Source organism: Flagellimonas lutimaris (assembly GCF_003581615.1).
In the GTDB taxonomy this organism is placed as follows: domain Bacteria; phylum Bacteroidota; class Bacteroidia; order Flavobacteriales; family Flavobacteriaceae; genus Flagellimonas; species Flagellimonas lutimaris.
Genome location: NZ_QXFH01000069.1, coordinates 170,465 through 195,455 on the forward strand (window position 1 = coordinate 170,465; position 24,991 = coordinate 195,455).

The window sequence follows — 24,991 nt, forward strand, 5'->3', positions numbered from 1 at the left end:
AAATGAAAACATATTTCACAAAAGTATTTTTACTTGCAGTTGTTACTACATCACTTATTTCGTGTGATAGTGAACTAGACATTAAAAACACAAACAGGCTTGCCACAGAAGAATATTATCAAAGTCAGGACGAAGCACAAGCTGCCGTAGATGCCATTTATAATGGGCTTATTATAGATGGTAATTATCAGAGAATGACTCCAATTATGGGTGATGCAAGAGGAGATGAAGCACGATCAAGGAGTCCATGGATATTTTTAGCTCAAACTGCTAATTTTACTGTACCTTCTACAGATGGAGCACTCGAAATAGCTTATTTGGGTTATTTTACGGTAATCAACAGGGCTAATCAAGCTTTAGAAGCTATTGGTCAAATAGAGGATATTGAACCAGAGCTTAGAGACCGCCTTATTGGCCAGGCTTATTTTTTAAGGGCGTTGGCATATTTCAATGCAACAAATGTATACGATAATGTTCCTTTGGTTTTAGAGGTGCAAACTGGAGCTGAAACTTTTTTCCCTTCTAATCAAGAAACTACCCAAGCAGATATATATGCACAGATAGAATCAGATTTAAATGAGGCGATAACCAGACTTCCTGTGAGCTATGATAACGTTTCTGGCCCAGATATAGGTCAAGCAGCACGTGCTACTGTTGGAGCGGCCAATTCATTAATGGGGAAACTCAAATTATATCAGGGCGATTATGGCGGAGCATTACCGTATTTTCAAGCTGTTGTCAATTCTGGGGAATATGATCTAGCTCCCAATTATGGGGATCTATTTTCTCAGGATCCTGCAATCGAAAATGCAAATCCCGGTAGAATATTTTGGGCAGAATTTACACAAAGTGCAAATGTAGATTTCAACTGGGGAGGAGACCCTACAGTTAACTGGAGACAATTTTCGGCAATCGCTCCAACATATTCGGGTGCCGATTTTTACGACTTTATCCCTACTCAATTCCTTGTTGATGAATTAAAACAAGAAAGGACCATTAACGATGAAATAGATCCTAGATATCCTGCTACCATTTTGTCTTATCTTCCAGATGAAGGACTAACACAATCTTATGGTCAACCATATTTCTTAGATCAAAATGAAAATTATATTGCTAAATATACTTTGGCAAATACTGGAGGAGATCCTTTTGTATGTGGTATTAACTACCATGTTATACGTTTTGCAGACGTCTTGCTTATGTATGCGGAATGTTTGGCAAATACCGGAGACATTCCTTCGGCGGCAACTCATGTTCAACGTGTTAGGGATAGGGCAAACCTTCCTGATAGAGAGGCGGAGTTTGCTGGTTATAACTTAAATCAATTTATGGAACAGTTGGCACACGAGCGTGTTACTGAATTGGCAATAGAAGGATTAAGATGGTACGATATAAAAAGGTGGGGATGGTTAGATGATCCTGCAAAATTGAATGAGCTTGAAGCTAATGATCCAGATTTTAGCACGTATACTTCCAATAGGAATTATCAACCATTTCCTCAAACTGAATTGGATCGGAATCCAAATTTAGTGGGGAACTCTGCAAACGATTAAAATTAACTGCATATATCCCTTGGTTACTGTTCACTTGAGCATAAAACCAAGGGATTTTTTTAAGAATTAAATCAATATCATGGAGCAAATAAGAACTTATAGCTGTTTATTTCTGTTGGTATTGATGTTTTCTTGTGGTAAATCTTCCGATAAGAACACCCTATTCCAACTCTTGCCATCAAAAAGGACCGGAATTGACTTCATAAATAGAATAACAACAAGCGACAGTGTGAATCTACTTACCTATGAGTACCTGTACAACGGTGGGGGAGTTGGTGTGGGCCATTTCAACAAAGACAGTTTGCCAGATTTAATATTTACTTCCAATATGGAAGAAAGTAAAATTTATTTAAACAAGGGGAACTTACGGTTTGAGGACATTACTCACACATCAAATATCAATACTACTGACAATTGGTGTACAGGTGTCAGTGTTATCGATATCAATGGTGATGGCCTGGATGATATTTATATTTCCGTGGGAGGTATGGGGAATGAAGATAACTTTCCCAATTCACTGTACATAAACCAGGGAGATGCAACCTTTGTGGAGTCTGCAAAAGAATACGGTCTAGACGATAAGGGTGAATCCATCCAATCCATTTTTTTTGATTATGACCGGGATGGTGACCTCGATATGTATTTGCTTACTGGTGGTGGGTTTGAAAATTCGGCCATAATGGTGAGGCCAATGGTTACCAACGGAACCTACAGAAACACGGATAGACTTTACAGAAATGATTATAATAAGGCCCTCGGTCATCCGGTTTACACCAATGTATCCAGAGAAGCAGGTATAAATTTTGAAGGATTTGGTCTGGGTGTTTCCGTAATAGATGCAAATAATGATACATGGCCGGATATATATGTCTCCAATGATTATTTATCAAGGGATTTACTTTACATCAATACTAAAGATGGATCTTTTTCGGAAGAAGCATCGACGTATTTTGGACACACAAGTCATTTTTCCATGGGGAATGATGTTGCCGATATCAACAATGATGGTCTGATGGATGTCATCACGTTGGATATGCTGCCCGAACAGCATAAAAGAAGAAAACTCATGTCGGGCTCTCATTCTTACGATATGTTCCAAATGGCAAAGAAGTTTGGCTATGGACATCAGTATATGCGAAATATGGTGCATTACAATAATGGCAATGGCACCTTTAGCGAAATTGGGCAACTGCTGGGAATCGATAGAACAGACTGGAGTTGGGCCCCGCTCATAACTGATTTCAACAACGATGGAAATAACGACATTTTCATCACCAATGGCTATGGCAAGGATATTACCGACCTGGATTTTGTAAAGTTTAGGCAAAGTGGGGCTAAAACATTTTCTGACCCTGAGGAAATTCGAAGATCTGTTCTCGACTGTCTGGTTGTAAGGCCAACGATAGAGATGAGCAACTACATTTTTGAGAATAAGGGACAATTAAATTTTCAAAAAAAGGCCAATGATTGGGGACTTAATCAAAAATCCATTTCCAATGGGGCCTGCTATGCAGATTTGGATTTGGATGGTGATTTGGAACTTGTGGTAAATAATATTGATCAGCCGGCTTTTATCTATAAGAACAATACAAGGGAATTATATAAAAATTCGAATTACATACATATTTCACTTGTGGGCAATAACTTCAACTCACAGGCTATTGGTGCGGAAGTTACCCTTTATTATGGATGTGAAAGTCAGAAAAAGATACTTCAGTCGTCCAGAGGATTTCAAAGCAGTGTGGAGAAAGACCTTCATTTTGGTTTGGGAGAAACAAGTCAGATTGATAGTGTTGAGATAATCTGGCCAAATGGTGATATTTCCATGCAATCAAATGTATCCGCAAATCAGCATATTGAAATTAAACATGCAGAGGTAGAGCTAGTTGAAGTAGCAAAAATTGATAAATGGGAACCTATTTTCGCAGTTGATTCCTTGGTAGCGTTTGATCATGTGGAAAGGGATTTCAGTGACTACAACATACAGTCCTTGTTAAACCATGGTTTTTCCAATCAAGGGCCAGGGCTTGCTGTGGGTGATATAAATGCAGATGGCCTCCAAGACGTATTTGTTGGGGGGTCGTATGGTTTCGCTTCAACTATTTTTGTGCAGCAGAAGTCAGGAGGATTTGAAAAAAAAGAAATTCCTGATAGCCAATTGTACGAGGATTTGGGGGCATTGTTTTTTGATGCCAACGGAGATGGCCTTCAAGATTTATATGTTGTTAGTGGTGGGTCTGAACGCTATAAAGGTCATCAAGCCTATCAAGACAGATTGTACTTGAACGACCCCAATAATGTTGGAACATTCGTCAAGGGAGATCTGCCCATAAATAATGAAAGTACTTCGACGGTTGCCGGGGGCGACTTTGATAGTGATGGGGATATTGACCTGTTTATCGGAGGTCGGGTTGTTCCGGGACATTATCCGGAAGCACCAACAAGTTATCTGTTGGAGAATAGAAACGGACAATTTGTGGATGTCACCCAAGAAGTGGCACCTTCAATCAAAAATATTGGAATGGTTTCATCGGCAGTGTGGACGGATTTTGATGACGATTCGCACTTGGATTTGGTACTGGTGGGCGAGTTTATGCCTATAACCATTTTTAAAGGGGATGGTCTTAAATTAAAAAACATAACCGCTCAAACTTCACTTGCCGAAACCAATGGTCTATGGAACAGCATTGTTGCAGAAGATTTTGATAATGATGGCGACATTGATTTTGTTGTGGGCAATATCGGACTCAATTCAGCACTTAAAGGGACTGCGGAACATCCTTTAAGATTGGACTACGCCGATTTTGATGCGAATGGTTTTATAGACCCTATACTTTCAGTTTATGAAGAAGGGGAATACTACCCTTTGACTTCCTTGGATGAATTGACCAAACAATTACCACAGTTAAAGAAACATATATTGCATTATCGAAGCTATGCCAAATCCACAACAAAGGATATTATGGACTTTTTGGGGTCGCAAGGGCATAGTACTTTAGAGAGTAAAATGATGCAGTCTTCATTTATCCAAAACAATGGAGATAAAGGCTTTTCAGTTTTCCCATTGCCCATTGAAGCCCAGTTTGCACCGGTCTATGGCATATTGGCGGAAGACTTGAATTTTGATGGATTATTAGATCTTATCCTGGTAGGAAATTCATATAACACAGAAGTAGTTTACGGAAGATACGACGCCTCGATAGGTGCTGTATTAATGAACAAAGGGGGTACTTCTTTTGAATTGGTCGATCCTACTTTATCAGGTTTTAAAGCATTGGGGGATTCTAAAAGTATGGTGCGTTTGGATAGTTATAACGGACAGTCCCTGGTACTTGTTGGAAAGAACAATGGTTCACTGGATAATTTTAGTATTGCGGATTCTGAAAAACAGAAAAAAATTGACTTCCAAAACGGAGAAAGGACAGCTGAAGTTTTTTTGAACAATGGAAAGAAAAGAAAAGAGGAAAATTTGATGGGTGCAGGCTACCTCTCCCAGACTTCCAATAGTATCATTGCTTCAAGCGTTGTCGATTCCATTCAATTTTATGATGTGAACAAAAAGCTTGTCCGCACCGAAATCCCAATCAAAAAATAGGATAACTGGCACCGGGTATGTTTTAAAATTTTACAAACAGTTGACAATGTTAAAAAAACAAGTTCTATTTCGAATAAAAATGATTAGATATAAAATTTTTGTAATAACCATAGCATCTTTTTTAGTGGCAACGGCTTCTTGTTCAAATGAAAATCTTGAAGATACTCCCCCCGAAGTAAGTGAGCCAAACCCTGAGCCTAATCCAAACCCTGAACCTGAACCTGAACCCACTCCGGCCCCGGTATATACCGTGGATAATATTACGGATACCTATTTTGGGGTCGCTGGCGAGGAAAATGCTTCGAAGTGGGGACCTTATAATGTGCATGATCCATCGGTGATCAAAGTAGGAGAAACCTATTATTGCTACAATACCGATGTTTCATTTGGTTCAGATGTTCGTCCGGGAATCCAAATAAGAAAATCCCAGGATCTGATCAACTGGGAGTTTTTAGGGTGGGCTTTCAATGGTCTTCCGGCTAAAGGTAGTTCCTATATTCAAAGTCAAGGAGCGGAACCATTTAATTCTTTATGGGCTCCATATGCTATGCAGGTTGGCGATGAATTCCGTTTATACTATTCGCTCTCTTCAAGTGTAGGAAGACTGAGTGCCATTGGTTTGGCCACCTCAAGTTCACCGGAAGGTCCATGGATTGAAAAAGATTTGGTGGTTACTTCAGCTGCTGACGGTAGCATTCAAACCAACGCAATCGACCCCTCTGTTGTCGTTACCCCAAATGGCGAACATTGGTTTTATTATGGATCGGCCTATGATGGTATCTATAAATTAAGATTAGATCCAGCTACAGGTTTGGCCATGGTAAATGGAGATAAAGGTGTTAGGATAGCGCAAAGGGGATTTACCAATGGAACTGTAAATGGAAATATCGAAGCTCCAGAAGTAATTTACAATGAAACCCAGGGCATGTACTATATGTTTATTGCTTACGATTGGTTAGAAACCAAGTATAATGTTAGGGTTGGAAGGAGTTCAGATCCAGAGGGGCCTTTTTTGGATATAAATGGACTTGACATTAATACCGAGGCAGATAATGCCCCGATGATTTTAGCACCTTATAGATTTAACGATCACTCAGGTTGGCAAGGGGTGTCGCATCCTGGTGTTTTTAAGGATGGAAACGGCCAATATTATATGGCGCATCAAGGGCGGCCCGGAGAGAACCGTTTTTTTATGGTGCTTCACGTTCGTAAAATTCATTGGACAGAAAATGGTTGGCCGATAGTCTCATCGGAGCGGTATGCCAATGTAGCCCAAACGGATATTTCAGAATCCGATATAGTGGGTAGTTATGAACAAATTGAATTTGGGTATAGAGTGGTTCCGGGCTATGCCAACGAACAAACCTCGCCAGATTTTCAATATTCTGTGGATTTGGAATTGATGGCAGATGGAACCATTAACGGAGAAGCCGTTAATACATGGACTTATGAGGCTCCATGGCTTACGATTGGTCTAAACAACGGAGAAACCAATTACAAACTTTTTGTTGAACGTGGCCGCGATTGGGAAAACAAGGTGGAATCCACCATTTTATTCAGTGGATTGGATAACAATGGTACGGCAATTTGGGGTAAAAAAGTAGATTAAGTATAAAAAACATACATAATTAACTGAAAATCAACGATTTGTTAATGGTGTATTGCTGCCGGATAATATGAGTAAATATTTTTTTTGTTTTAACGGGAAAACTTTCGTTATTTTATAAATGTAAAAAAAACACTTATAAGGTTTTTACCTAGCGTAAAGTTGATCTTATTTGAGTTAGTTTAAGTTTAGTAATTTTTAAAGACCACGATTTGGGTCGTGGTCTTTTTTAAACAAATGCACATGAAATTTTTTAACTATTCCACGGTCATATTGGCCTTTTTGTGTTCGGTCGCTGTTTCTGCGCAAGAACCTGTTCAAGTCACTGTAACGGAAGATGCGGAAGCCCCCATAATCAGTAAACACATTTATGGACATTTTTCCGAACACCTTGGAAGATGTATCTATGGTGGACTCTACGTTGGAGAGGAAAGCATGGTTCCCAATACGGCCGGTGTAAGAAATGATATTATTGAAGCTCTTAAGGAGCTTAAAATTCCCAACCTAAGATGGCCTGGTGGTTGTTTTGCGGATACCTATCACTGGAAAGATGGTGTAGGTCCCAAGGATGAAAGACCAACTATGGTAAACAGATGGTGGGGTGGTGTGACCGAAGATAACAGTTTTGGTACGCACGACTTTCTAAACCTCTGTGAAACCCTGAATGCTGAACCTTATTTGGCCGCCAATGTGGGAAGCAGTACTGTTAAAGAATTCACTGAATATGTGGAATATGTACTTCATCAAGGAGGTAGTCCTATGGCCGAATGGCGCAAGGAAAATGGTAGGGAAAACCCTTGGGATGTGAAATATTGGGGCGTAGGAAACGAAATGTGGGGATGCGGTGGAAATATGACCGCTGAACATTATGCAGATATTTATCGTCAATATGCAACCTTTATGACGGATTGGACCAATAGTGATGGTTTGTTTCGTATTGCATCCGGTGCCAATGTCGATGATTATCACTGGACCGAGGTATTGATGCGTGATATTCCCAAACATCTGATTGAAGGTGTGGCCTTACATTCCTATTCATTCGTGGAATGGAATGAAAAAGGGTCCTCGATAGATTATAGTGAAGAGCAATATTTTTCTACCATGAAGACCGCCCTTAAAATGGACACCCTGGTTACAAAGCATTCCGCCATAATGGATAAGTACGATCCCAATAACACTATCGCATTAGTTGTAGATGAGTGGGGTGGTTGGTATGATGTAATGGAAGGGACCAATCCTGGATTTCTCTATCAGCAGAATACCATGCGCGATGCTATGATAGCTGGGACAAGTCTCAATATCTTCAATAATCATGCAAGAAGGGTGAAAATGGCTAATCTGGCGCAAACCGTTAACGTATTGCAAGCTGTTGTTTTGACCGAAGACGAGAAAATGTTGTTGACGCCAACCTACCATGTCATGAAGATGTACAACGTGCATCAAGATGCCAAATTGCTTCCTGTTGACTTTGATTCCCCTACCTATAAATTTGAAGGAGAGGAACTGCCAGCTATTTCAATATCGGCATCCAAAACCGATGCTGGACAAGTCAATGTTTCCATGGTAAATATAGATGCCCACAAATCACATACCGTGGAAATCAATCTTGGTGATATGGATATCAAAGATTTTTCCGGCACCATTTTATCCTCAGAAGATCTACAAGACCATAACACCTTTGACCAACCAGAAAAAATCACACCAAAGGAGCTGAAAAAAGTAAAGTTCCGCAAAGGGATTTTGGAAGTGGAAGTACCACCATTTTCTGTTTTGGTGGTAACGGGAAAATAAACTTTTAAATACAATATCAGATGTATATTTCCATTTCATCAAAAGCTCTTCGAGTATTGCTCCTGTTTTCATGTATTACAGTTGGTGCATTTGCCCAATCCGATATAGTTGTCCACGATCCGGTGGCGATTAAAGAAAAAGGTGTATATCATCTATTTTGTACAGGTAGGGGTATATCACATTTTGTATCCACCGATTTGAAAAACTGGGAGAAATTGGACCCTGTTTTTGCAGAGAAACCAACTTGGACCGATTCGGTTGTCCCCGATTTTAAAAACCATATTTGGGCTCCAGACATAATTGAACATAACGGAAAGTACTATCTGTACTATTCAGTTTCTGCATTTGCCAAAAATACGTCGGCCATTGGTTTGACGATAAATACAACACTCGACCCAAATAGTGAAGACTATCTATGGGAAGATCAAGGAATCGTAGTGCAATCGATACCCAATAGAGATCTGTGGAATGCCATCGACCCAAATATTATTTTTGATGACAATGGTACCCCATGGATGTCTTTTGGATCTTTTTGGAATGGTCTAAAAATGGTAAAACTGAGCAAAGACCTAAAATCCATTGCCCAACCCGAAGAATGGAAAACCATAGCCAAACGGGAACGCAGCTTCGATTTGGATGATAAAGACCCCGGAGATGCAGCACTGGAAGCCCCTTTCATCTTCAAGAAAGGTCAATATTATTATTTGTTTTTATCGTGGGATTTATGCTGTAGAGGAGAGAACAGCACATACAAGGTAGTTGTGGGACGTTCAACATCTGCAACAGGACCGTTTATGGATGCAGATGGAAAAGCGCTCAATCAAGGAGGTGGAAAGCTCTTGATCCAAGGAAACGAAAACTGGTACGGTGTAGGTCACAATAGTGTTTACACTTTTGAGGGTAAGGATTATTATTTCAGTCACGCTTACGATGCAAACGATAATGGTACTCCAAAACTCGTGGTAAAAGAGATTACATGGGATAATGGTTGGCCTATCGTGGAACCGATGGATTGAGAGGGCTGGATTCGAAATTTTTATTGATGTCAAAGATGAGCATAAAAAATACTACTTGGGTTATTGCACTGGCATTGCTACTTGTCAATTGTAAAAACGAAGCATTGGTGTCGGCCGATACCGAAGAGGCAAAGGGGTATGAAATAGAACCTGTAAACATTCAAAATGTAAAGATCAAGGATGAGTTTTGGTTACCAATAATAGAAAGGGTACAGAACAAGACCATTGAGTATGCCATAGAAAAATGTGAGCAGGAAGGAAGATTTGATAATTTCTTGATTGCTGGAGGAGAACTGGATGGTGAGGTTAAGGGAGCCATGCCTTTCGATGATACTGACGTCTATAAAATTATTGAGGGAGCCTCCAATTCCTTAATCAGTGCTCCAAATCACAAACTGGAATCCTTGGTGGACTCTTTGGTATCCATTATTAAAGTGGGACAAGAAGAGGATGGTTATTTGACCACTTGGCGAACCATTAATCCTGCAAAACCTCCGGCTCCATGGGTGGAGGTCAAAGAAGCTAAACGTTGGGACGGTCTCTTTATGAGCCACGAACTCTACAATGCGGGGCATTTATATGAAGCTGCAGCGGTTCACTATAAAGCAACAGGAAAAAGAAACTTTTTGGACATCGCTTTAAAGAATGCCGATTTAATGGTAGAGACATTTGGTGATGGCGAAGCTAAAATTGATGCTGTCCCTGGACATCAGATAATTGAAACTGGGCTTATCAAATTATATCAGATCACAGGAGAAGAGAAGTACCTAAAACTTTCTAAATACTTTTTGGACAATAGGGGCAACCCGGAAAACCATGAACTGTTTGGTCCTTATTCCCAAGATCATGTCCCAGTTGTGGACCAAGACGAAGTAGTGGGTCATGCGGTACGTGCTGTTTATATGTATGCTGCAATGACAGACATTGCTGCTATTAAAAAAGATACTGCCTATCTGGATGCGGTAAATGCACTATGGGAGAACATGGTAAACAAAAAAATGTACGTTACAGGTGGTATAGGAGCTAAACACGATGGTGAGGCATTTGGTGAAAACTATGAATTGCCCAACTTAACCGCCTACAACGAAACATGTGCAGCTATTGGTGATGTATACTGGAACCATAGGTTGCACAACCTAACAGGTGATGTCAAATATTTCGATGTAATAGAACGTACACTATATAATGGATTGATTTCAGGACTTTCTTTGGATGGTGAAAAGTTTTTCTACCCAAATGCGTTGGAATCGGATGGAGTGTATAAGTTCAATCAAGGTGCGTGCACACGAAAAGATTGGTTCGATTGCTCATGTTGCCCTACCAATGTGATTCGTTTTATTCCAGCTATACCCGGTCTGATCTATTCCAAAACGGGAAATACACTATACGCAAATCTCTACGCAAGCAATGAGGCAAGGGTGGAATTAAAGGAACAAGATGTGCTGGTCACACAGGATACTTCTTACCCATGGGATGGAAAAGTGAAATTCACGGTAGATCCAGAAGAAACAGGAGAGTTTACCATAAAATTTAGAATACCGGGATGGTCGAGGAATATTGTGTTGCCGGGAGATTTATATCAGTATGCATCCAAAGATGAGGCAAGCAATAAGATAACCTTAAATGGCGAAGAGTTTAATGCGGTCACCGATAACGGTTATTACACAATGACCAGAACATGGAAATCAGGGGATGTGGTGGAACTGGAGTTTCCAATGTCCGTAAGAAGAGTGATTGCCCATCCTTTGGTTGAAGAGGATAAAGGTAAAATGTCGCTCGAATATGGCCCCATAGTTTATGCAGTGGAGGAAATCGATAACAAAAACGCTTTTGACAACATTCAACTAACGGCAAACGAAGAATTCAACGTTGCCATGCAGCCCGAATTATTGGGTGGCGTCAACACTATATCAAATGAAAAATTAACCGCAATACCGTATTACACATGGTCCAATCGCGGCATTGGAAAAATGAAGGTATGGTTGCCCGTGGAAGAGAATTAGAATCTACAAACTAAACAACATGAAAAATATGACTAGAGTACTGCTTTTGGCACTGGTTATGGTCTTGGGTTTTTATAGCTGTAAAAATCAAGAGGAAACCAAAGCCGACGATAGCGCAATAGAAATCGACAGGGAATTGGTGGTCAGCATGGAGGATACCGGCATAAAAATACAACCCACGATGTACGGAATCTTTTTTGAGGACATCAACTTTGCTGCAGATGGAGGGTTGTATGCCGAAATGATAAAAAACCGCTCCTTTGAGTTTACCTTGCCCAAAACGGGTTGGGTGGAGCCCAATAGCGATAGACATTCCTATAACAACGAATCCGGGTTTTTATCGGTTATCAAATATTCGGACGAAGGAACCAATCATAATTTTGCCCGTGTTGTGGTCAAGAACGATGAAGGTTACGTGCTTATAAATGAAGGCTTCCGTGGAATGGGAGTTAAAGAGGGCGCTCAATACGACTTCTCGGTAGATGCTGCAAAGCGATCCGGGGATATCCAAAAAATCAAACTACAAGTCATAGATTCTTTGGGCAATGTATTAGGAGAGACAGTAGTTTCACCTGATAGCGATTCTTGGAAGACTTACGAATCAACCTTCAAAGTATCCAAAACTGAAATGAGAGCAAGGGTCAAGATTACCTTCGAGGGAGAAGGTGAGATTGACTTGGATATGATTTCCCTCTTTCCTCAAGATACATGGAAAGGAAGAAAAAAAGGGCTTCGTAAGGATTTAGTTCAGTTACTTGACGATATGAACCCGGGGTTTCTTCGTTTTCCAGGTGGATGCATTGTAGAAGGAAGAACCTTGGCCAGAAGATACCAATGGAAAAAAACCGTCGGGGATATCGAGGATAGAGAAATATTGGTGAATCGTTGGAACACCGAATTTGCGCACCGACCAACTCCGGATTACTATCAGAGTTTCGGACTAGGATTCTTCGAATACTTCCAATTATCGGAAGATATGGGAGCGGAGCCGCTTCCCATCCTAGGATGTGGGATTGCTTGCCAATTCAACACGGGGGAACTGGTTCCAATGGATGAATTAGATCCATATGTACAAGATGCCCTTGATTTGATAGAGTTCGCCAATGGGGACACCGACACTCCTTGGGGCCAGGTACGTGCCGATATGGGCCATCCAGAACCCTTCAATATGAAGTACATTGGAATCGGAAACGAGCAATGGGGACCGGCATACATTGAAAGATATAAAGTGTTCCAAGAAGCCATTAAATCCAAGTATCCAGAAATTATTATTGTTTCGGGAAGCGGACCCTTTCCAGAAGGAGATTATTTCGAATATGGTTGGGAACAGTTGAAGCAAATGAATGCAGAAATTGTGGATGAACATTATTACAAACCACCAGAATGGTTCCGCGAAAATGCAGACCGATATGATAGTTATGATCGTAATGGACCCAAGGTTTTCGCTGGGGAATATGCTGCGCAAACCGTGGCCATAGCGAGCCCTGATAATAAAAACAACTGGGAGTCCGCACTTTCCGAAGCAGCCTTTATGACCGGGTTGGAAAGAAACGCAGAGGTAGTTCACCTCACATCCTATGCACCTCTAATGGCACATGCCGATGGTTGGCAATGGACACCGGACATGATATGGTTCAATAACTTGGAATCGTTTGGTACCCCTAACTATCAGGTTCAAAAAATGTATTCCACCAATCCAGGTACTGACCTTTTGAGAATTACCGAGAATGGAGATAAAATTATAGGGAAAGATGGGCTGTATGCCACTGCGGTTAAAGATGTCAACACCAATGAATTGATTATTAAGGTGGTGAATACATCAGGACAAAATCAAAACCTTTCTATCCAGGTAGAGGGTGGCAGTATTACAACTAATGTTTCGGTTTTGACCATGGGAATGGACGATTTAGAGGCGGAAAACTCGTTTGAAGACCCTTTGAAAATTAGTCCAAATGGAGGCTCTGCAACTATGGAGCGAAATATATTGGGGGTTACCATTCCAGCTCAAGCTTTCAGTATTTACAAAGTAAAGATTTAGGGAAACGCAACGTTTTGCCTGCGAAATAGATAATGAATTGAAGATAGCACAGGATTAATGAAGAAATATGTAATAGGACTCGATTATGGTTCCGACTCGGTTAGAGCGGTGATGATTGATGCCCAAAACGGAGCAGAATTGGCATCAGAAGTGTTCTGGTACCCCAGATGGAAAGCACAAAAATTTTGTAAGCCAGCCATCAACCAGTTTCGTCAGCATCCCTTAGATCATATTGAGGGGTTGGAACACACAATTAGTTCTGTAATGGAGCAAAGCGGGGTATCCCCAGAAACCGTAAAGGGTATTTGTATAGATACAACGGGTTCTTCTCCAATGCCGGTGACCAAAGATGGAACTGCATTGGCTTGTGTAAAGGGTTTTGAGGAGAATCCAAATGCCATGATGGTGCTTTGGAAAGACCACACCGCAGTAAAAGAAGCCAATGAAATCAACGAATTGGCCAGAAACTGGGGAGGGGTGGACTATACCATGTTTGAAGGTGGGATTTATTCTTCAGAGTGGTTCTGGGCCAAAATACTTCATGTGGCCCGAGAAGACAAAGAGGTAATTGATGCTGCGCACACATGGATGGAGCATTGCGATTTTATCACCTACCTTTTGGCAGATGAGAAAGACTTAAAAGCATTTAAAAGAAGCAGATGTGCGGCAGGACATAAGGCCATGTGGCACGAGAGCTGGGGTGGTTTGCCTGATAAAGAGTTCTTGTCCAAATTGGACCCGTACCTAGCGTCGCTTCGAGATGATTTGTACGAAGAAACGTTTACATCCAACGAAATTGCTGGCCATTTAAATGAAGAATGGGCTGACAAATTGGGTCTAACCACGAATACGGTGATTGCCGTAGGTACTTTTGATGCCCATGCAGGAGCAGTTGGTGCCAAAGTGGATCACCATGCACTGGTTCGGGTCATGGGAACCTCTACCTGCGATATCATGGTGTCCTCCAATGAAGCTGTGGGAGACAGAACCGTTAAGGGAATCTGTGGACAGGTTGATGGTTCCGTAATTCCTGGAATGGTAGGATTGGAAGCAGGTCAATCTGCTTTTGGCGATGTGTTGGCATGGTTCAAAAGTGTATTGCAATGGCCAATAGACAATCTTGTTTTAAATTCGAAGGTCCTTTCGGAAGTTCAAAAAGAAGAACTTAAGGCGGAAGTGGAATCAAAATTTATTAGAGCTTTGGCCGAACAAGCAGAGGGTATTCCTCTTTCTGAATCCGTGCCGGTAGCCTTGGATTGGGTAAATGGAAGAAGAACTCCGGATGCCAACCAAGAATTAAAAAGTGCTATTTCTGGAATCTCTTTGGGAACCAAGGCACCACATATTTTTAAATCCTTAGTGAACGCGATTTGCTTTGGAGCCAAAATGATCGTAGATCGTTTTGAGGAGGAAGGAGTAAAAATCGAAACTGTAATCGGCATTGGCGGAGTGGCTAGAAAATCGCCTTTTATTATGCAGACATTGGCCAATGTATTGAACATGCCCATTAAAGTGGCGGAATCGGACCAGGCACCTGCTTTGGGTGCGGCAATTTATGCCGCTGTAGCCTCAGGAATCTACGAAAATGTGATTGAGGCCAGTAAAGTAATGGGAAGTGATTTTGAAGCAGAATATTTCCCGCAATCTTCACAAGTGGAAGTATATGCCAAATTACTGGAAGAATACAAACAACTTGGAAGTTTTGTGGAAGAACAAACCAATAAAAATAAATAAGGATGAGCTCAAAATATAAATCGCTCAAAGAAGAATGCTATGAGGCCAACATGGAACTCAATGCCTTGGGACTGGTTATATATACCTTCGGTAATGTGAGTGCTGTGGACAGGGATAATGCTGTTTTTGCCATAAAACCCAGTGGCGTACCTTACGAAACTCTTAAACCTGAAGATATCGTGATTATGGATTACGATAATAATGTGGTAGAAGGTGAACTTAGACCTTCATCCGATACAAAAACCCATAGTTATCTCTATAAAAACTGGGCGAATATTGGTGGTGTTGCCCATACGCATGCCATGTATTCTGTTTCTTGGGCACAGGCCCAAAAGGATATTCCAATTTTTGGAACCACACATGCAGATCACTTGACACAAGATATTCCTTGCGCGCCACCCATGGCAGATGAACTCATTGAAGGAAACTACGAACACAATACAGGAATTCAAATCTTGGATTGTTTCAAGGAAAGAAATTTGGACTACAACGAGGTCGAAATGGTGCTGATCGGTAACCATGGCCCATTTGCATGGGGCAAAAATGCAGCTAAGGCGGTATATAATACCAAAGTATTGGAAACAGTGGCCCAAATGGCCTATCTGACATTGCAGATCAATCCGCAAGCTCCTAGACTAAAAGATTCACTAATAAAAAAACACTACGAGCGTAAGCATGGTAAAAATGCCTATTACGGTCAATAAACAACTACAGTACAATGAAAATATCCGAAAAAGAAATCTGGTTTGTCACGGGAAGCCAACATCTATACGGGCCAGAGACTTTAAAACAAGTGGCCAGCAATTCAAAAGCTATTGTTGATGGATTGAATGCAGCGGATAAGTTGCCGGTTACATTGGTTTTTAAACCCATAGTTACCACCCCTCAAGAAATTACTTCACTTTGTCGTGAAGCCAGTAATAATCCTTCATGTATTGGAATAGTGGCTTGGATGCACACCTTTTCTCCGGCAAAAATGTGGATTGCAGGTCTTACGATATTAAGTAAACCATTATGCCATTTGCATACCCAATTTAATGCGGAAATCCCATGGGATAGTATTGACATGGATTTTATGAACCTGAACCAATCGGCACATGGTGACCGAGAGTTTGGATTTATGATGTCCAGAATGCGCAAAAACCGTAAGGTTGTGGTAGGTCATTGGAAAGATGAACGCGTACAGAACAAATTGTCCATTTGGGCACGCGTAGCGCTTGGAGCTGATGAACTGAAACATATGAAAGTTGCTCGTATCGGGGATAATATGCGCGAGGTTGCCGTTACCGAAGGTGATAAGGTTGCCGCCCAAATGCGTTTTGGTGTAGCGGTAAATGGTTACGACTCCTCTGACGTTACCAATATTATTGCTGGATTGGCCCAAAAAGCAGTTGATCAATTGATTGAGGAATACGAAGCCAGCTACAATTTGTCAGAATCTCTTCAGAAAAATGGAGCGCAAAGACAATCTTTGATCGATTCAGCTAAAATAGAACTGGGACTTAGAACTTTTTTGGATGAAGGTGGGTTCAAGGCCTTTACCGATACTTTCGAGAATCTTGGCGCTTTGAAACAATTACCAGGTCTGGCAGTACAGCGTTTGATGTCAGATGGTTACGGTTTTGGTGGAGAAGGTGATTGGAAAACCGCAGCCCTTACCAGAACGATGAAGGTAATGGCCGAAGGATTGGAAGGTGGAACCTCGTTTATGGAAGACTATACCTACCACTTTACTCCGCAAAAAGATTATGTATTGGGGTCCCACATGTTGGAGATTTGTCCTTCGATTGCAAGTGCAAATCCATCTTGTGAAGTACATCCTTTGGGAATCGGAGGTAAAGAAGACCCTGTAAGATTGGTTTTTGATTCGCCAGCAGGTGATGCATTGAACGCTTCATTGATTGATATGGGGAACAGATTCCGTTTGATCGTTAACGAAGTAGAAGCTGTGGAACCAATGGCCGATTTACCAAAATTACCGGTTGCCCGTGTACTATGGGATGCTAAACCAAGTTTGGATGTTGCCGCAACAGCATGGATTCATGCCGGTGGAGCACACCATACTGTTTATACACAAGCTTTGACCACAGAATATATGGAAGATTTTGCCGATATTTTCGGAATAGAACTTTTAGTCATAGATTCGGACACAAAACTTAGAGCATTTAAAGATCAACTCCATGCCAACGAAGCATACTATCAGTTGTTTCAGCATGGCATGTAATCAACTAACATAAAATTATGATGATGAGGATAACCAAACCTTCAATATTTTACGCTGTTTTACTTTTGGTCTTTATCGTTACAGGCTGTAAGCAAAGCAAAAAAGAAAGCCATTCAGAAATGGAAACTGTAAAAACCGAGAGCAAACAAAATCCGATTGAGGAAACCATCTTTGGCGAAATGCCAGATGGTACAAAAGTGAAGAAGTTCACCCTAAAAAATGAAGCGGGAATGGAAGTTGATGTTATCACCTATGGTGGTATCATAACCCGTTGGACAGCTCCAGATAAAAATGGACTTTATGAGGATGTGGTATTGGGCTTCGAATCCCTGGAACCATATTTGGATGGTAACCCCTACTTTGGAGCACTTATTGGTAGATACGGCAACCGTATTGCCAATGGTGAGTTTGCCCTAGAAGGTAAAACCTACACATTGGCCAAAAATGACGGTGATAACCACCTCCATGGAGGAGAAAAGGGTTTTGACAAAGTCCTTTGGAACGGTGTTGCCAAAAACACGGAAGAGGGTGCGGTTATAGAACTTACCTACACCAGTCAAGATGGGGAAGAAGGATACCCCGGAAAATTGGATGTAAAGGTTACGTACACACTCACGGATAACAACGAATTGGACATCCAATATGAGGCTGTAACGGACAAGCCGACCGTGGTTAACTTAACACAACATAGTTATTTTAACTTGTCGGGCCAACTTTCAGAGCAAATCTTGGACCATGAAATTTATCTGAATGCAGATACCTATTTGCCTGTTGATGGGGGACTGATTCCCACTGGAGAGTTGAGACCTGTTGCTTCCACTCCTTTTGATTTTAAAGAGTCAAAATTAATTGGTAAGGAAATAGAAGCGGATAACGAACAACTGAAACTTGGTAAGGGATATGATCATTGCTGGGTACTCAATAAAGGAGAAGAAGGTTTTGGGATGGTAGCCTCGGCATATCATGGAGAAACAGGCCGCTTTATGGAAGTTTACACCAATGAACCAGGAATGCAATTTTACAGCGGAAACTTTTTGGATGGCACTTTGCCTGCAAAAGGTGGAGGGACTTATGGTCAACGTTCTGGATTTTGTTTGGAAACACAACATTTTCCAAATAGCCCGAACCAAGCCGATTTCCCTTCTGTTAGATTAAATCCCGGAGAAACATATACATCCCGGACAATGTTCAAACTATCAACCAAATAAAAAACTATTATGCAGACACTGGATACTTTTGATTGGATTGCAATATCCCTATACTTTTTGGTCCTTCTTGGAATTGCATTATGGGTAATTCGGAAAAAGGAAAACAATACCGAAGACTATTTTTTGGCCGGTAGAAACGTAGGGTGGTTTGTTGTTGGTGCCTCTATTTTTGCCTCCAATATTGGTTCGGAGCATGTTGTGGGACTGGCAGGAGCTGGTGCTGGAGATCGTTTGCCCATGCTCATCTATGAAATACAGGCTTGGGTGGTTTTGATCTTGGGATGGGTATTTCTGCCCTTTTATGCACGGGCGGGAGTTTTTACCATGCCCGAGTTCTTGGAAAAACGTTTTGATGCCAGGGCAAGATGGATTCTTTCCGTATTCTCCATCGTGGCCTATGTGCTCACCAAAATTTCCGTGACCATTTATGCAGGAGGTATTGTAGTTTCCGCACTCTTGGGCATCGATTTTTGGACAGGGGCTATTGCGACCGTGGTACTGACCGGAATTTACACGGTGCTTGGAGGAATGCGTGCCGTGGTTTATACCGAAACACTACAGGCCATTATTTTGGTGGTTGGAGCTGCGGCCCTGACGTTTATTGGTCTAGATCATGTAGGTGGATGGGAGAGTATGAAACAAACGGTAACCCCAGAGTACCTAAACATGTGGAGGTCTGCATCTGACCCCGATTTCCCATGGCCGTCACTTTTAATTGCGAGCACCATTACAGGTATTTGGTATTGGTGTACCGACCAATACATTGTTCAGCGTGCATTGACGGCTAAAAACATAAAAGAAGGTAGAAGAGGGACAATTTTTGGAGCTTTGTTGAAATTGTTGCCCGTTTTTTTATTCTTGATTCCAGGTGTAATTGCACTTACATTAAAAATGAGGGGTGAATTAGACTGGGATAGTCCAGACCAGGCATTCCCTGTTTTGATGAGCAATTTATTGCCGTCAGGACTTAGAGGGTTGGTTGCGGCAGGTCTATTGGCAGCCTTGATGAGTTCCTTGGCATCCGTATTTAATTCGTGTTCTACCTTGTTCACAGTAGATATCTACAAAAAATTAAGGCCAAACACACCAGAGAAAAAATTGGTAAGGACAGGTCAGATAGCAACGGTGATCGTTGTGATTATTGGTATTGTTTGGATTCCTATAATGGCCAATATTTCTGGGGTACTTTATGAATACCTACAAAGTGTCCAATCTTACATTGCACCTCCAATTACGGCAGTGTTCCTATTAGGTATTTTCCATAAACGGATTAATTCACAAGGTGCGTTTGTGACCATGGTCGTTGGGTTTATCGTGGGCGCTTTGAGAATTATCTTGGAACTAGTGAAAGATTCATTAGATCCCGATAGTTTCTGGTTCCTTTTGGGCGATATGAACTTTTTGTCCTTCGCGGCATGGTTCTTCCTTTTCTGTATTATTCTGATATTGGTCGTGAGCTATGCTACCGCACCACCTTCGGACGAAAAACTGAAGAACCTTACGTATGCTACCATTTCTGATGAAGAAAGAAAGAAGAACAAAAGCAGTTACAATTGGAAGGATATTGTTATTTCGCTTGTCATCATAGCCATCGTTATCTATGTGATGATATGGTTCAACGGGAAATGATACGATTAAAAAATATGATAAAAGTAATGCCCCTTTTTAAGGGGCATTTTTTTATGGATAAACTGACTTCAAGTTCTTTATTTAAAAAGATGGATTGACCAATATCATTTTTTACCAGCTTGTTGGGATATATCTTTGAGAAAAGCGAGACCGCCATGAAAACCATATTGATTCCTACCGATTTTTCTAAGAATGCCTTGCACGCATTACAATATGCACAAGAACTTTTTAAGTGTGAACGGGCTTGTTTTTTTGTGTTGCATGCTTATGCGGAAGAGGTCTATGGGCAATATAAAACGGCAGAAAAGGAAGATATAGAAAAATTAAAACAAGAAAAGAAGGAGGAGACGGAGAAAAAACTGTACCAATTATTGGATACTGTTATCGGTGAACCACCCAACCCCTTGCATAATTTTGAGGTCGTTACATGTTTTGACAATCTTGTTGATGGCGTTAATGATTTTGTGGACGAAATGAACATCGATTTGGTGATTATGGGCACCAAGGGAGAGACTAGTAACCACAAAACCACTTTTGGGAGCTATACCATCGAAATTTTTAAGTACGTCAAGTGCCCAGTACTTGCCATACCTAAAGATTTTGAGTACAGACAACCCAAATCCATACTGTTCCCTACAGATTATTTGCTTCCCTACAAGCGAAGGGAACTAAAGCTTTTGGGTGATTTGGCCGGAAAATTTAAGTCCAAGGTCCACTGTTTGTACATTACCGATTTTGATGAACTCAGTCCAAGACAAGAGGATAACAGATTGTTTTTAGAGGAGACTCTTACCAAACCCTATCTATATTTTGAGACAGCTCCCATTAAAAACAAAGCAGAGGTTATTATGGAGCAGATAGAAAAGAAAGAATCCGGAATGCTCGTAATGATGAATTCGAGACACTCCTTTTTTGAAGATATGCTATACAGGTCAACGGTAGATTTGCTTGGCCTGAAGATCAAAATACCATTTATGGTGATGCAAAACTTAAATCGGTGAACAATGAAAAAGAAACGAATCATATTGCCAACGGATTTTTCCAAGAATTCTTGGAATGCCATTGAATACGCTTTGACCATTTTTAAAGATGTTCCATGTGATTTCTTTATTCTGAATTCTTATCAGGTCGGTGCATCAGGATTGTCAACAAAAATGGCCGGTGCCAACGATACGCGTCTATATAATCTAATCAAGGAACAATCCCAACGGGAACTAAATAGGGAATTGGAGAAAATAAAAAGTTTTGATAGTAACCCAGAACATACATTTATAATCCGTTCTGTTGCCGGTACCCTTGTCAATGCCATAGGAAAAACAGTGTATAACGAAGAAATAGATTACATCATAATGGGTACCAAGGGATCGTCTGGATTAAAAGAAGTTTTCATGGGAAGCAATACCTATAATGTAATCAAGGATATTGATTTCTGCCCGATTATAGCCGTACCTGATGATTATCGACCAGAGGGAAAAATAGATGCCATCTTATTGGCAACGGGTTATGAACATCTTTTTGAAAACTACGAATTAAAGCCAGTGTTGAACTTAGCCGAACATTTCAATGCTAAACTGTGGATTACGCATGTAGGAACTTTGAACGAGCTTACTTCGAAGCAAAAGGCTTCCAAGCTTGCATTGGAAAAACGCCTTAAATCGGTCAACTATGAGTTTGTGGAGGTCGAAAAAGATACTTCGGTTAACCAGACCATTCAAAATGTCGTTGATATGGATAGAACTCTTGATATGGTAGTAATGATCAATCAAGATCACTCTTTCTTTCAAAGATTGACACGTGAACCTGTTATCAAAAAAGTGACCTTTAATTCGACAGTGCCATTTTTGGTCATTCATTTATTTGAATAGTAGGGGAGTTTACAAAAACGACTTTGCCAATTGCACAATTTCCCCTTTTTGTAATACTCCGGATTTTCTCCAGAGTTGTTCCCCATTCTTAAAGAATATCATAGTGGGCACACCTCTAACCTGGTACGTATTGGCGAGGTTTTGGTTCTTATCGACATCTATCTTTACAATTTTTAAAGAATCGCCCATTTCGTCTTTTACCTGCTTTAAAATAGGAGCCAACATCTTACATGGACCACACCACTCGGCCGAAAAATCGATAAGTGTCAATTGGTCTTTGTTTATCAAAGCTGAAAAATTTCCTTTCATAGTTCTAAAAATTAAACACTGCAATTTATAAAAACCCACTTTTTTTTAAAGTGACTTATGTCACCTTGACCTTGAGAGGCTTTCATAGAATATCTGAGATAGAGTTTGGTCGCATACTTTTTCTATCTTTAACCACTGCACAACAAAAACAAACTACTTTGAACATGTATACAAAAATCACTGGATTCATTATAGCGCTATTGGTAATGGTGTCCTGCAAAAGTGAGAAGAAGGATGAAACCGATAGCTGGCGAACAAAAAAAGCCGCGGTGGAAAACGCTACCCATAACCAATTGTTGGATGTAGAAAAAGAGCAAGGTTGGGAGTTGCTGTTTGATGGCGAAACTATGGATGGATGGCATTTGTACAATAATCCAAATGCCGATTCGGTTTGGGAGGTTGTTGATGGTGAACTTCATAGCAATGCCAACAATGAATCCTTAACAGCAGGTGACCTTGTGAGCGATAAGTCCTATTCCAATTACGAGCTTTTGTTGGAATGGAAGATTTCGGGAAATGGAAATAGTGGAATTTTTATCAATGTTCAGGAATTGCCGCAAGTGCCTACGGCTTGGCAAAGTGGCCCGGAATATCAAATATTGGGTGCGGACCATATGGATTATGATGTGCCCGAAAAGCGCCCAGGTTGCCTTTATGTTTTCTTGCCGCAACAAAATACGGTAGAGGTAAAACAAGGGGAGTGGAATAAAACCCGGATAAAACAGGTGGATGGTAAAATTGAATTCTACTTAAATGGTGTCCTTACGGCCGAGGAAGATTTGAGTTCACCCAAATGGGAACAAAAAATTGCCGAGACCCATTTTTCCAAATACCCTGAGTTCGGTAAAACCACCGAAGGCAAAATAGCATTGCAATACTGGTATTTTGAAACATGGTTCCGAAACATTAAAATCAGAGAGCTTTAGGGGGAATTGGCTTTTCTATATCAAAAATCCAGAAAAAAGGGATAAGCAAAGTAATCACTTTTTATTTTTTGGTAATTACCTGTAAAAGCCCTTGTAAGATTTCATCTTTTTCGTCCAACAAATGGTCTTTGATATAAATATCAGGAATTACACCTTCTTCTTTGGTGCTTCCATTGACACGGACCATTTTTCCTTTGGATACATGTACGGAAATCTGGGTTTTAGGTAGTTTATATTGGAATATGGATGCATAAAGCGAAGCATATTCCCCAGTTTCTTCCCCTACAATGGTTCCAAAACTATAATCTTGGATTTGTGCTGCCGTTACCGTTGATTGAGAATGCGATTGGCGGTTGACCAATACATAGACCTTGCCCGAGAATCTTTGGGTTTTGGGTTGAGGGGCGTATTTTCCGAATTCATACTCGTAAACCTCACCATTTTTATGGTTGAGCGCACTTTGCCAATATACGTTGGTTGTATCGTAGTTTTTTTGGGTGTGCTCCTTTAAAAACGCACTCGTTTTCAATTTAAAACTTGAATTCCATTTAAAAGGTTTGTCCGCAAAATAGGATACCAAATAATTACTAAAGGAATCATCACCGCCAGGATTGTTCCTTAGGTCAACGATTAAATTTGTACTCTTACGTTCTTTTATTTTGATGAATGTCGAATCAATAAATTTTTGATATTTTGCTTCATCTCCACCAAAACCACCAGGATTGAGATAGGCAGATGCTCCGATGAATTCCAACTTTCTCTCAGAATTGATCAATTCGGTCCTTTTCATTTCATACCCCTCAATCAACTCTACTGCATCAACCATATAGGATTTTATAGCACCATCGGATCTGATCACAACCTCAAAACGCTCTTGCTCACCATAGACCTGCCAGTAATATCTTGGAAAAGAATACAACTCTAATTTGGCATTTTTAAAATAGAGGCGTTCTGCGGAAATCAAAGGATGTATTTCAGATAAAACCTCCGTCATCGAAACACTATTAATGCTAAGAATTTCAGCACCAACTTTAATAGCATCGTTGTTGGACCAATTTTTTCGGATTAAGGATTTCCCATCTTCAAAGGCTATTTCCAAAGGAAAAAGGGTGCCGCCAGCATTGGCATAAGCGCCATAGGATTTTCCGGGAAACCCTATTTCGGTATGGCCATTTTTTGCTTTTGAAATTACTTTTTGGAAGAGAGAGGTCACCTCCAATAAACTTAAACTATCCTTCCTTATTTCATTTTTGACTTGGTTGTAGTTTTCATCAAACTCTTGTTTTGGGGTATAGGCGTAGAGGTTGTAATGTGTCTCTTCCAAGGATTCCTTTAAAAACGCCAAATCTTCTAATACGTCACTTCTGGAAAAAAGTTCTTGTGCTTGCAGGTTTAGCCCGAAGAATAAGCCAAAAACAAACAAAAGCTTGTGATAAGAGGTGTAGGATATAAAAATAGCTTTCATCAAATTTAAATTTTCCGCAAAACTAGTTT

Annotated in this window: 17 protein-coding genes; 15 read left to right on the top strand and 2 right to left on the bottom strand. The window is 40.6% G+C overall.

Annotated elements, in window-relative coordinates; genetic code table 11:
* The first annotated feature begins 2 nt into the window (after positions 1 to 2).
* From D2V08_RS04240 to D2V08_RS04310, 14 genes are all read left to right on the top strand, one after another.
* Entirely contained in the window at positions 3 to 1,553 is a 1,551-nt protein-coding gene (locus D2V08_RS04240) for a RagB/SusD family nutrient uptake outer membrane protein (protein WP_119606837.1), read from the top strand.
* Positions 1,554 to 1,632: 79 nt separating this feature from the next.
* The gene (locus D2V08_RS04245) at positions 1,633 to 5,148 is read left to right on the top strand and encodes a VCBS repeat-containing protein (protein ID WP_100816146.1); all 3,516 of its coding nucleotides are present in this window, start codon (positions 1,633 to 1,635) and stop codon (positions 5,146 to 5,148) included.
* A gap of 79 nt (positions 5,149 to 5,227) precedes the next feature.
* Positions 5,228 to 6,757, top strand: a complete 1,530-nt coding sequence (locus D2V08_RS04250; protein WP_119606880.1) for an arabinan endo-1,5-alpha-L-arabinosidase — start codon at positions 5,228 to 5,230, stop codon at positions 6,755 to 6,757.
* A gap of 240 nt (positions 6,758 to 6,997) precedes the next feature.
* Positions 6,998 to 8,545 (top strand): alpha-N-arabinofuranosidase, encoded by a 1,548-nt coding sequence (locus D2V08_RS04255; RefSeq protein ID WP_119606838.1) that lies wholly within the window; start codon positions 6,998 to 7,000, stop codon positions 8,543 to 8,545.
* Positions 8,546 to 8,565: 20 nt separating this feature from the next.
* Positions 8,566 to 9,561, top strand: coding sequence for an arabinan endo-1,5-alpha-L-arabinosidase (locus D2V08_RS04260; protein ID WP_119606839.1), 996 nt, complete (start codon positions 8,566 to 8,568; stop codon positions 9,559 to 9,561).
* Positions 9,562 to 9,596: 35 nt separating this feature from the next.
* Positions 9,597 to 11,564 (top strand): glycoside hydrolase family 127 protein, encoded by a 1,968-nt coding sequence (locus D2V08_RS04265; RefSeq protein ID WP_245980493.1) that lies wholly within the window; start codon positions 9,597 to 9,599, stop codon positions 11,562 to 11,564.
* A 19-nt stretch (positions 11,565 to 11,583) separates the two neighbouring features.
* Positions 11,584 to 13,602 (top strand): alpha-L-arabinofuranosidase family protein, encoded by a 2,019-nt coding sequence (locus D2V08_RS04270; protein ID WP_100816142.1) that lies wholly within the window; start codon positions 11,584 to 11,586, stop codon positions 13,600 to 13,602.
* Positions 13,603 to 13,659: 57 nt separating this feature from the next.
* A complete protein-coding gene (locus tag D2V08_RS04275) occupies positions 13,660 to 15,336 on the top strand; it encodes a ribulokinase (protein WP_100816141.1) in 1,677 nt (558 codons plus the stop codon).
* Between the two features lie 2 nt (positions 15,337 to 15,338).
* Positions 15,339 to 16,040: an L-ribulose-5-phosphate 4-epimerase gene (locus D2V08_RS04280; RefSeq protein ID WP_100816140.1), complete on the top strand. Its 702-nt coding sequence runs from the start codon at positions 15,339 to 15,341 to the stop codon at positions 16,038 to 16,040.
* 14 nt (positions 16,041 to 16,054) lie between these two features.
* Positions 16,055 to 17,560, top strand: coding sequence for an L-arabinose isomerase (araA, locus tag D2V08_RS04285; protein ID WP_100816139.1), 1,506 nt, complete (start codon positions 16,055 to 16,057; stop codon positions 17,558 to 17,560).
* Between the two features lie 20 nt (positions 17,561 to 17,580).
* A complete protein-coding gene (locus D2V08_RS04290; RefSeq protein ID WP_100816138.1) occupies positions 17,581 to 18,768 on the top strand; it encodes an aldose epimerase family protein in 1,188 nt (395 codons plus the stop codon).
* 9 nt (positions 18,769 to 18,777) lie between these two features.
* Positions 18,778 to 20,397: a sodium:solute symporter gene (locus D2V08_RS04295; RefSeq protein ID WP_119606841.1), complete on the top strand. Its 1,620-nt coding sequence runs from the start codon at positions 18,778 to 18,780 to the stop codon at positions 20,395 to 20,397.
* A 155-nt stretch (positions 20,398 to 20,552) separates the two neighbouring features.
* Positions 20,553 to 21,398, top strand: a complete 846-nt coding sequence (locus D2V08_RS04305) for a universal stress protein (RefSeq protein WP_119606843.1) — start codon at positions 20,553 to 20,555, stop codon at positions 21,396 to 21,398.
* Between the two features lie 3 nt (positions 21,399 to 21,401).
* Entirely contained in the window at positions 21,402 to 22,262 is an 861-nt protein-coding gene (locus D2V08_RS04310) for a universal stress protein (protein WP_119606844.1), read from the top strand.
* Between the two features lie 9 nt (positions 22,263 to 22,271).
* Here the strand turns inward: D2V08_RS04310 and trxA are convergent, their stop codons facing one another.
* On the bottom strand, positions 22,272 to 22,571 hold the full coding sequence (gene trxA, locus D2V08_RS04315) for a thioredoxin (protein ID WP_100816133.1): 300 nt from the start codon (positions 22,569 to 22,571) through the stop codon (positions 22,272 to 22,274).
* 164 nt (positions 22,572 to 22,735) lie between these two features.
* Here trxA and D2V08_RS04320 point away from each other — a divergent pair, with 164 nt between their 5' ends.
* Positions 22,736 to 23,497 carry a 3-keto-disaccharide hydrolase gene (locus tag D2V08_RS04320; RefSeq protein WP_119606845.1) on the top strand — a complete coding sequence of 254 codons (762 nt, stop codon included), beginning with the start codon at positions 22,736 to 22,738 and terminating at the stop codon, positions 23,495 to 23,497.
* Between the two features lie 61 nt (positions 23,498 to 23,558).
* Here D2V08_RS04320 and D2V08_RS04325 read toward each other — a convergent pair whose 3' ends face one another.
* On the bottom strand, positions 23,559 to 24,962 hold the full coding sequence (locus tag D2V08_RS04325) for a S41 family peptidase (protein ID WP_119606846.1): 1,404 nt from the start codon (positions 24,960 to 24,962) through the stop codon (positions 23,559 to 23,561).
* Positions 24,963 to 24,991: the final 29 nt, after the last annotated feature.

Bases quoted from the DNA above. Each gene is read 5' to 3' on its own strand.
- D2V08_RS04240 (WP_119606837.1), top strand. From the start codon at position 3: ATGAAAACATATTTCACAAAAGTATTTTTACTTGCAGTTGTTACTACA.
- D2V08_RS04245 (WP_100816146.1), top strand. From the start codon at position 1,633: ATGGAGCAAATAAGAACTTATAGCTGTTTATTTCTGTTGGTATTGATG.
- D2V08_RS04250 (WP_119606880.1), top strand. From the start codon at position 5,228: ATGATTAGATATAAAATTTTTGTAATAACCATAGCATCTTTTTTAGTG.
- D2V08_RS04255 (WP_119606838.1), top strand. From the start codon at position 6,998: ATGAAATTTTTTAACTATTCCACGGTCATATTGGCCTTTTTGTGTTCG.
- D2V08_RS04260 (WP_119606839.1), top strand. From the start codon at position 8,566: ATGTATATTTCCATTTCATCAAAAGCTCTTCGAGTATTGCTCCTGTTT.
- D2V08_RS04265 (WP_245980493.1), top strand. From the start codon at position 9,597: ATGAGCATAAAAAATACTACTTGGGTTATTGCACTGGCATTGCTACTT.
- D2V08_RS04270 (WP_100816142.1), top strand. From the start codon at position 11,584: ATGAAAAATATGACTAGAGTACTGCTTTTGGCACTGGTTATGGTCTTG.
- D2V08_RS04275 (WP_100816141.1), top strand. From the start codon at position 13,660: ATGAAGAAATATGTAATAGGACTCGATTATGGTTCCGACTCGGTTAGA.
- D2V08_RS04280 (WP_100816140.1), top strand. From the start codon at position 15,339: ATGAGCTCAAAATATAAATCGCTCAAAGAAGAATGCTATGAGGCCAAC.
- araA (WP_100816139.1), top strand. From the start codon at position 16,055: ATGAAAATATCCGAAAAAGAAATCTGGTTTGTCACGGGAAGCCAACAT.
- D2V08_RS04290 (WP_100816138.1), top strand. From the start codon at position 17,581: ATGATGAGGATAACCAAACCTTCAATATTTTACGCTGTTTTACTTTTG.
- D2V08_RS04295 (WP_119606841.1), top strand. From the start codon at position 18,778: ATGCAGACACTGGATACTTTTGATTGGATTGCAATATCCCTATACTTT.
- D2V08_RS04305 (WP_119606843.1), top strand. From the start codon at position 20,553: ATGAAAACCATATTGATTCCTACCGATTTTTCTAAGAATGCCTTGCAC.
- D2V08_RS04310 (WP_119606844.1), top strand. From the start codon at position 21,402: ATGAAAAAGAAACGAATCATATTGCCAACGGATTTTTCCAAGAATTCT.
- trxA (WP_100816133.1), bottom strand. From the start codon at position 22,571: ATGAAAGGAAATTTTTCAGCTTTGATAAACAAAGACCAATTGACACTT.
- D2V08_RS04320 (WP_119606845.1), top strand. From the start codon at position 22,736: ATGTATACAAAAATCACTGGATTCATTATAGCGCTATTGGTAATGGTG.
- D2V08_RS04325 (WP_119606846.1), bottom strand. From the start codon at position 24,962: ATGAAAGCTATTTTTATATCCTACACCTCTTATCACAAGCTTTTGTTT.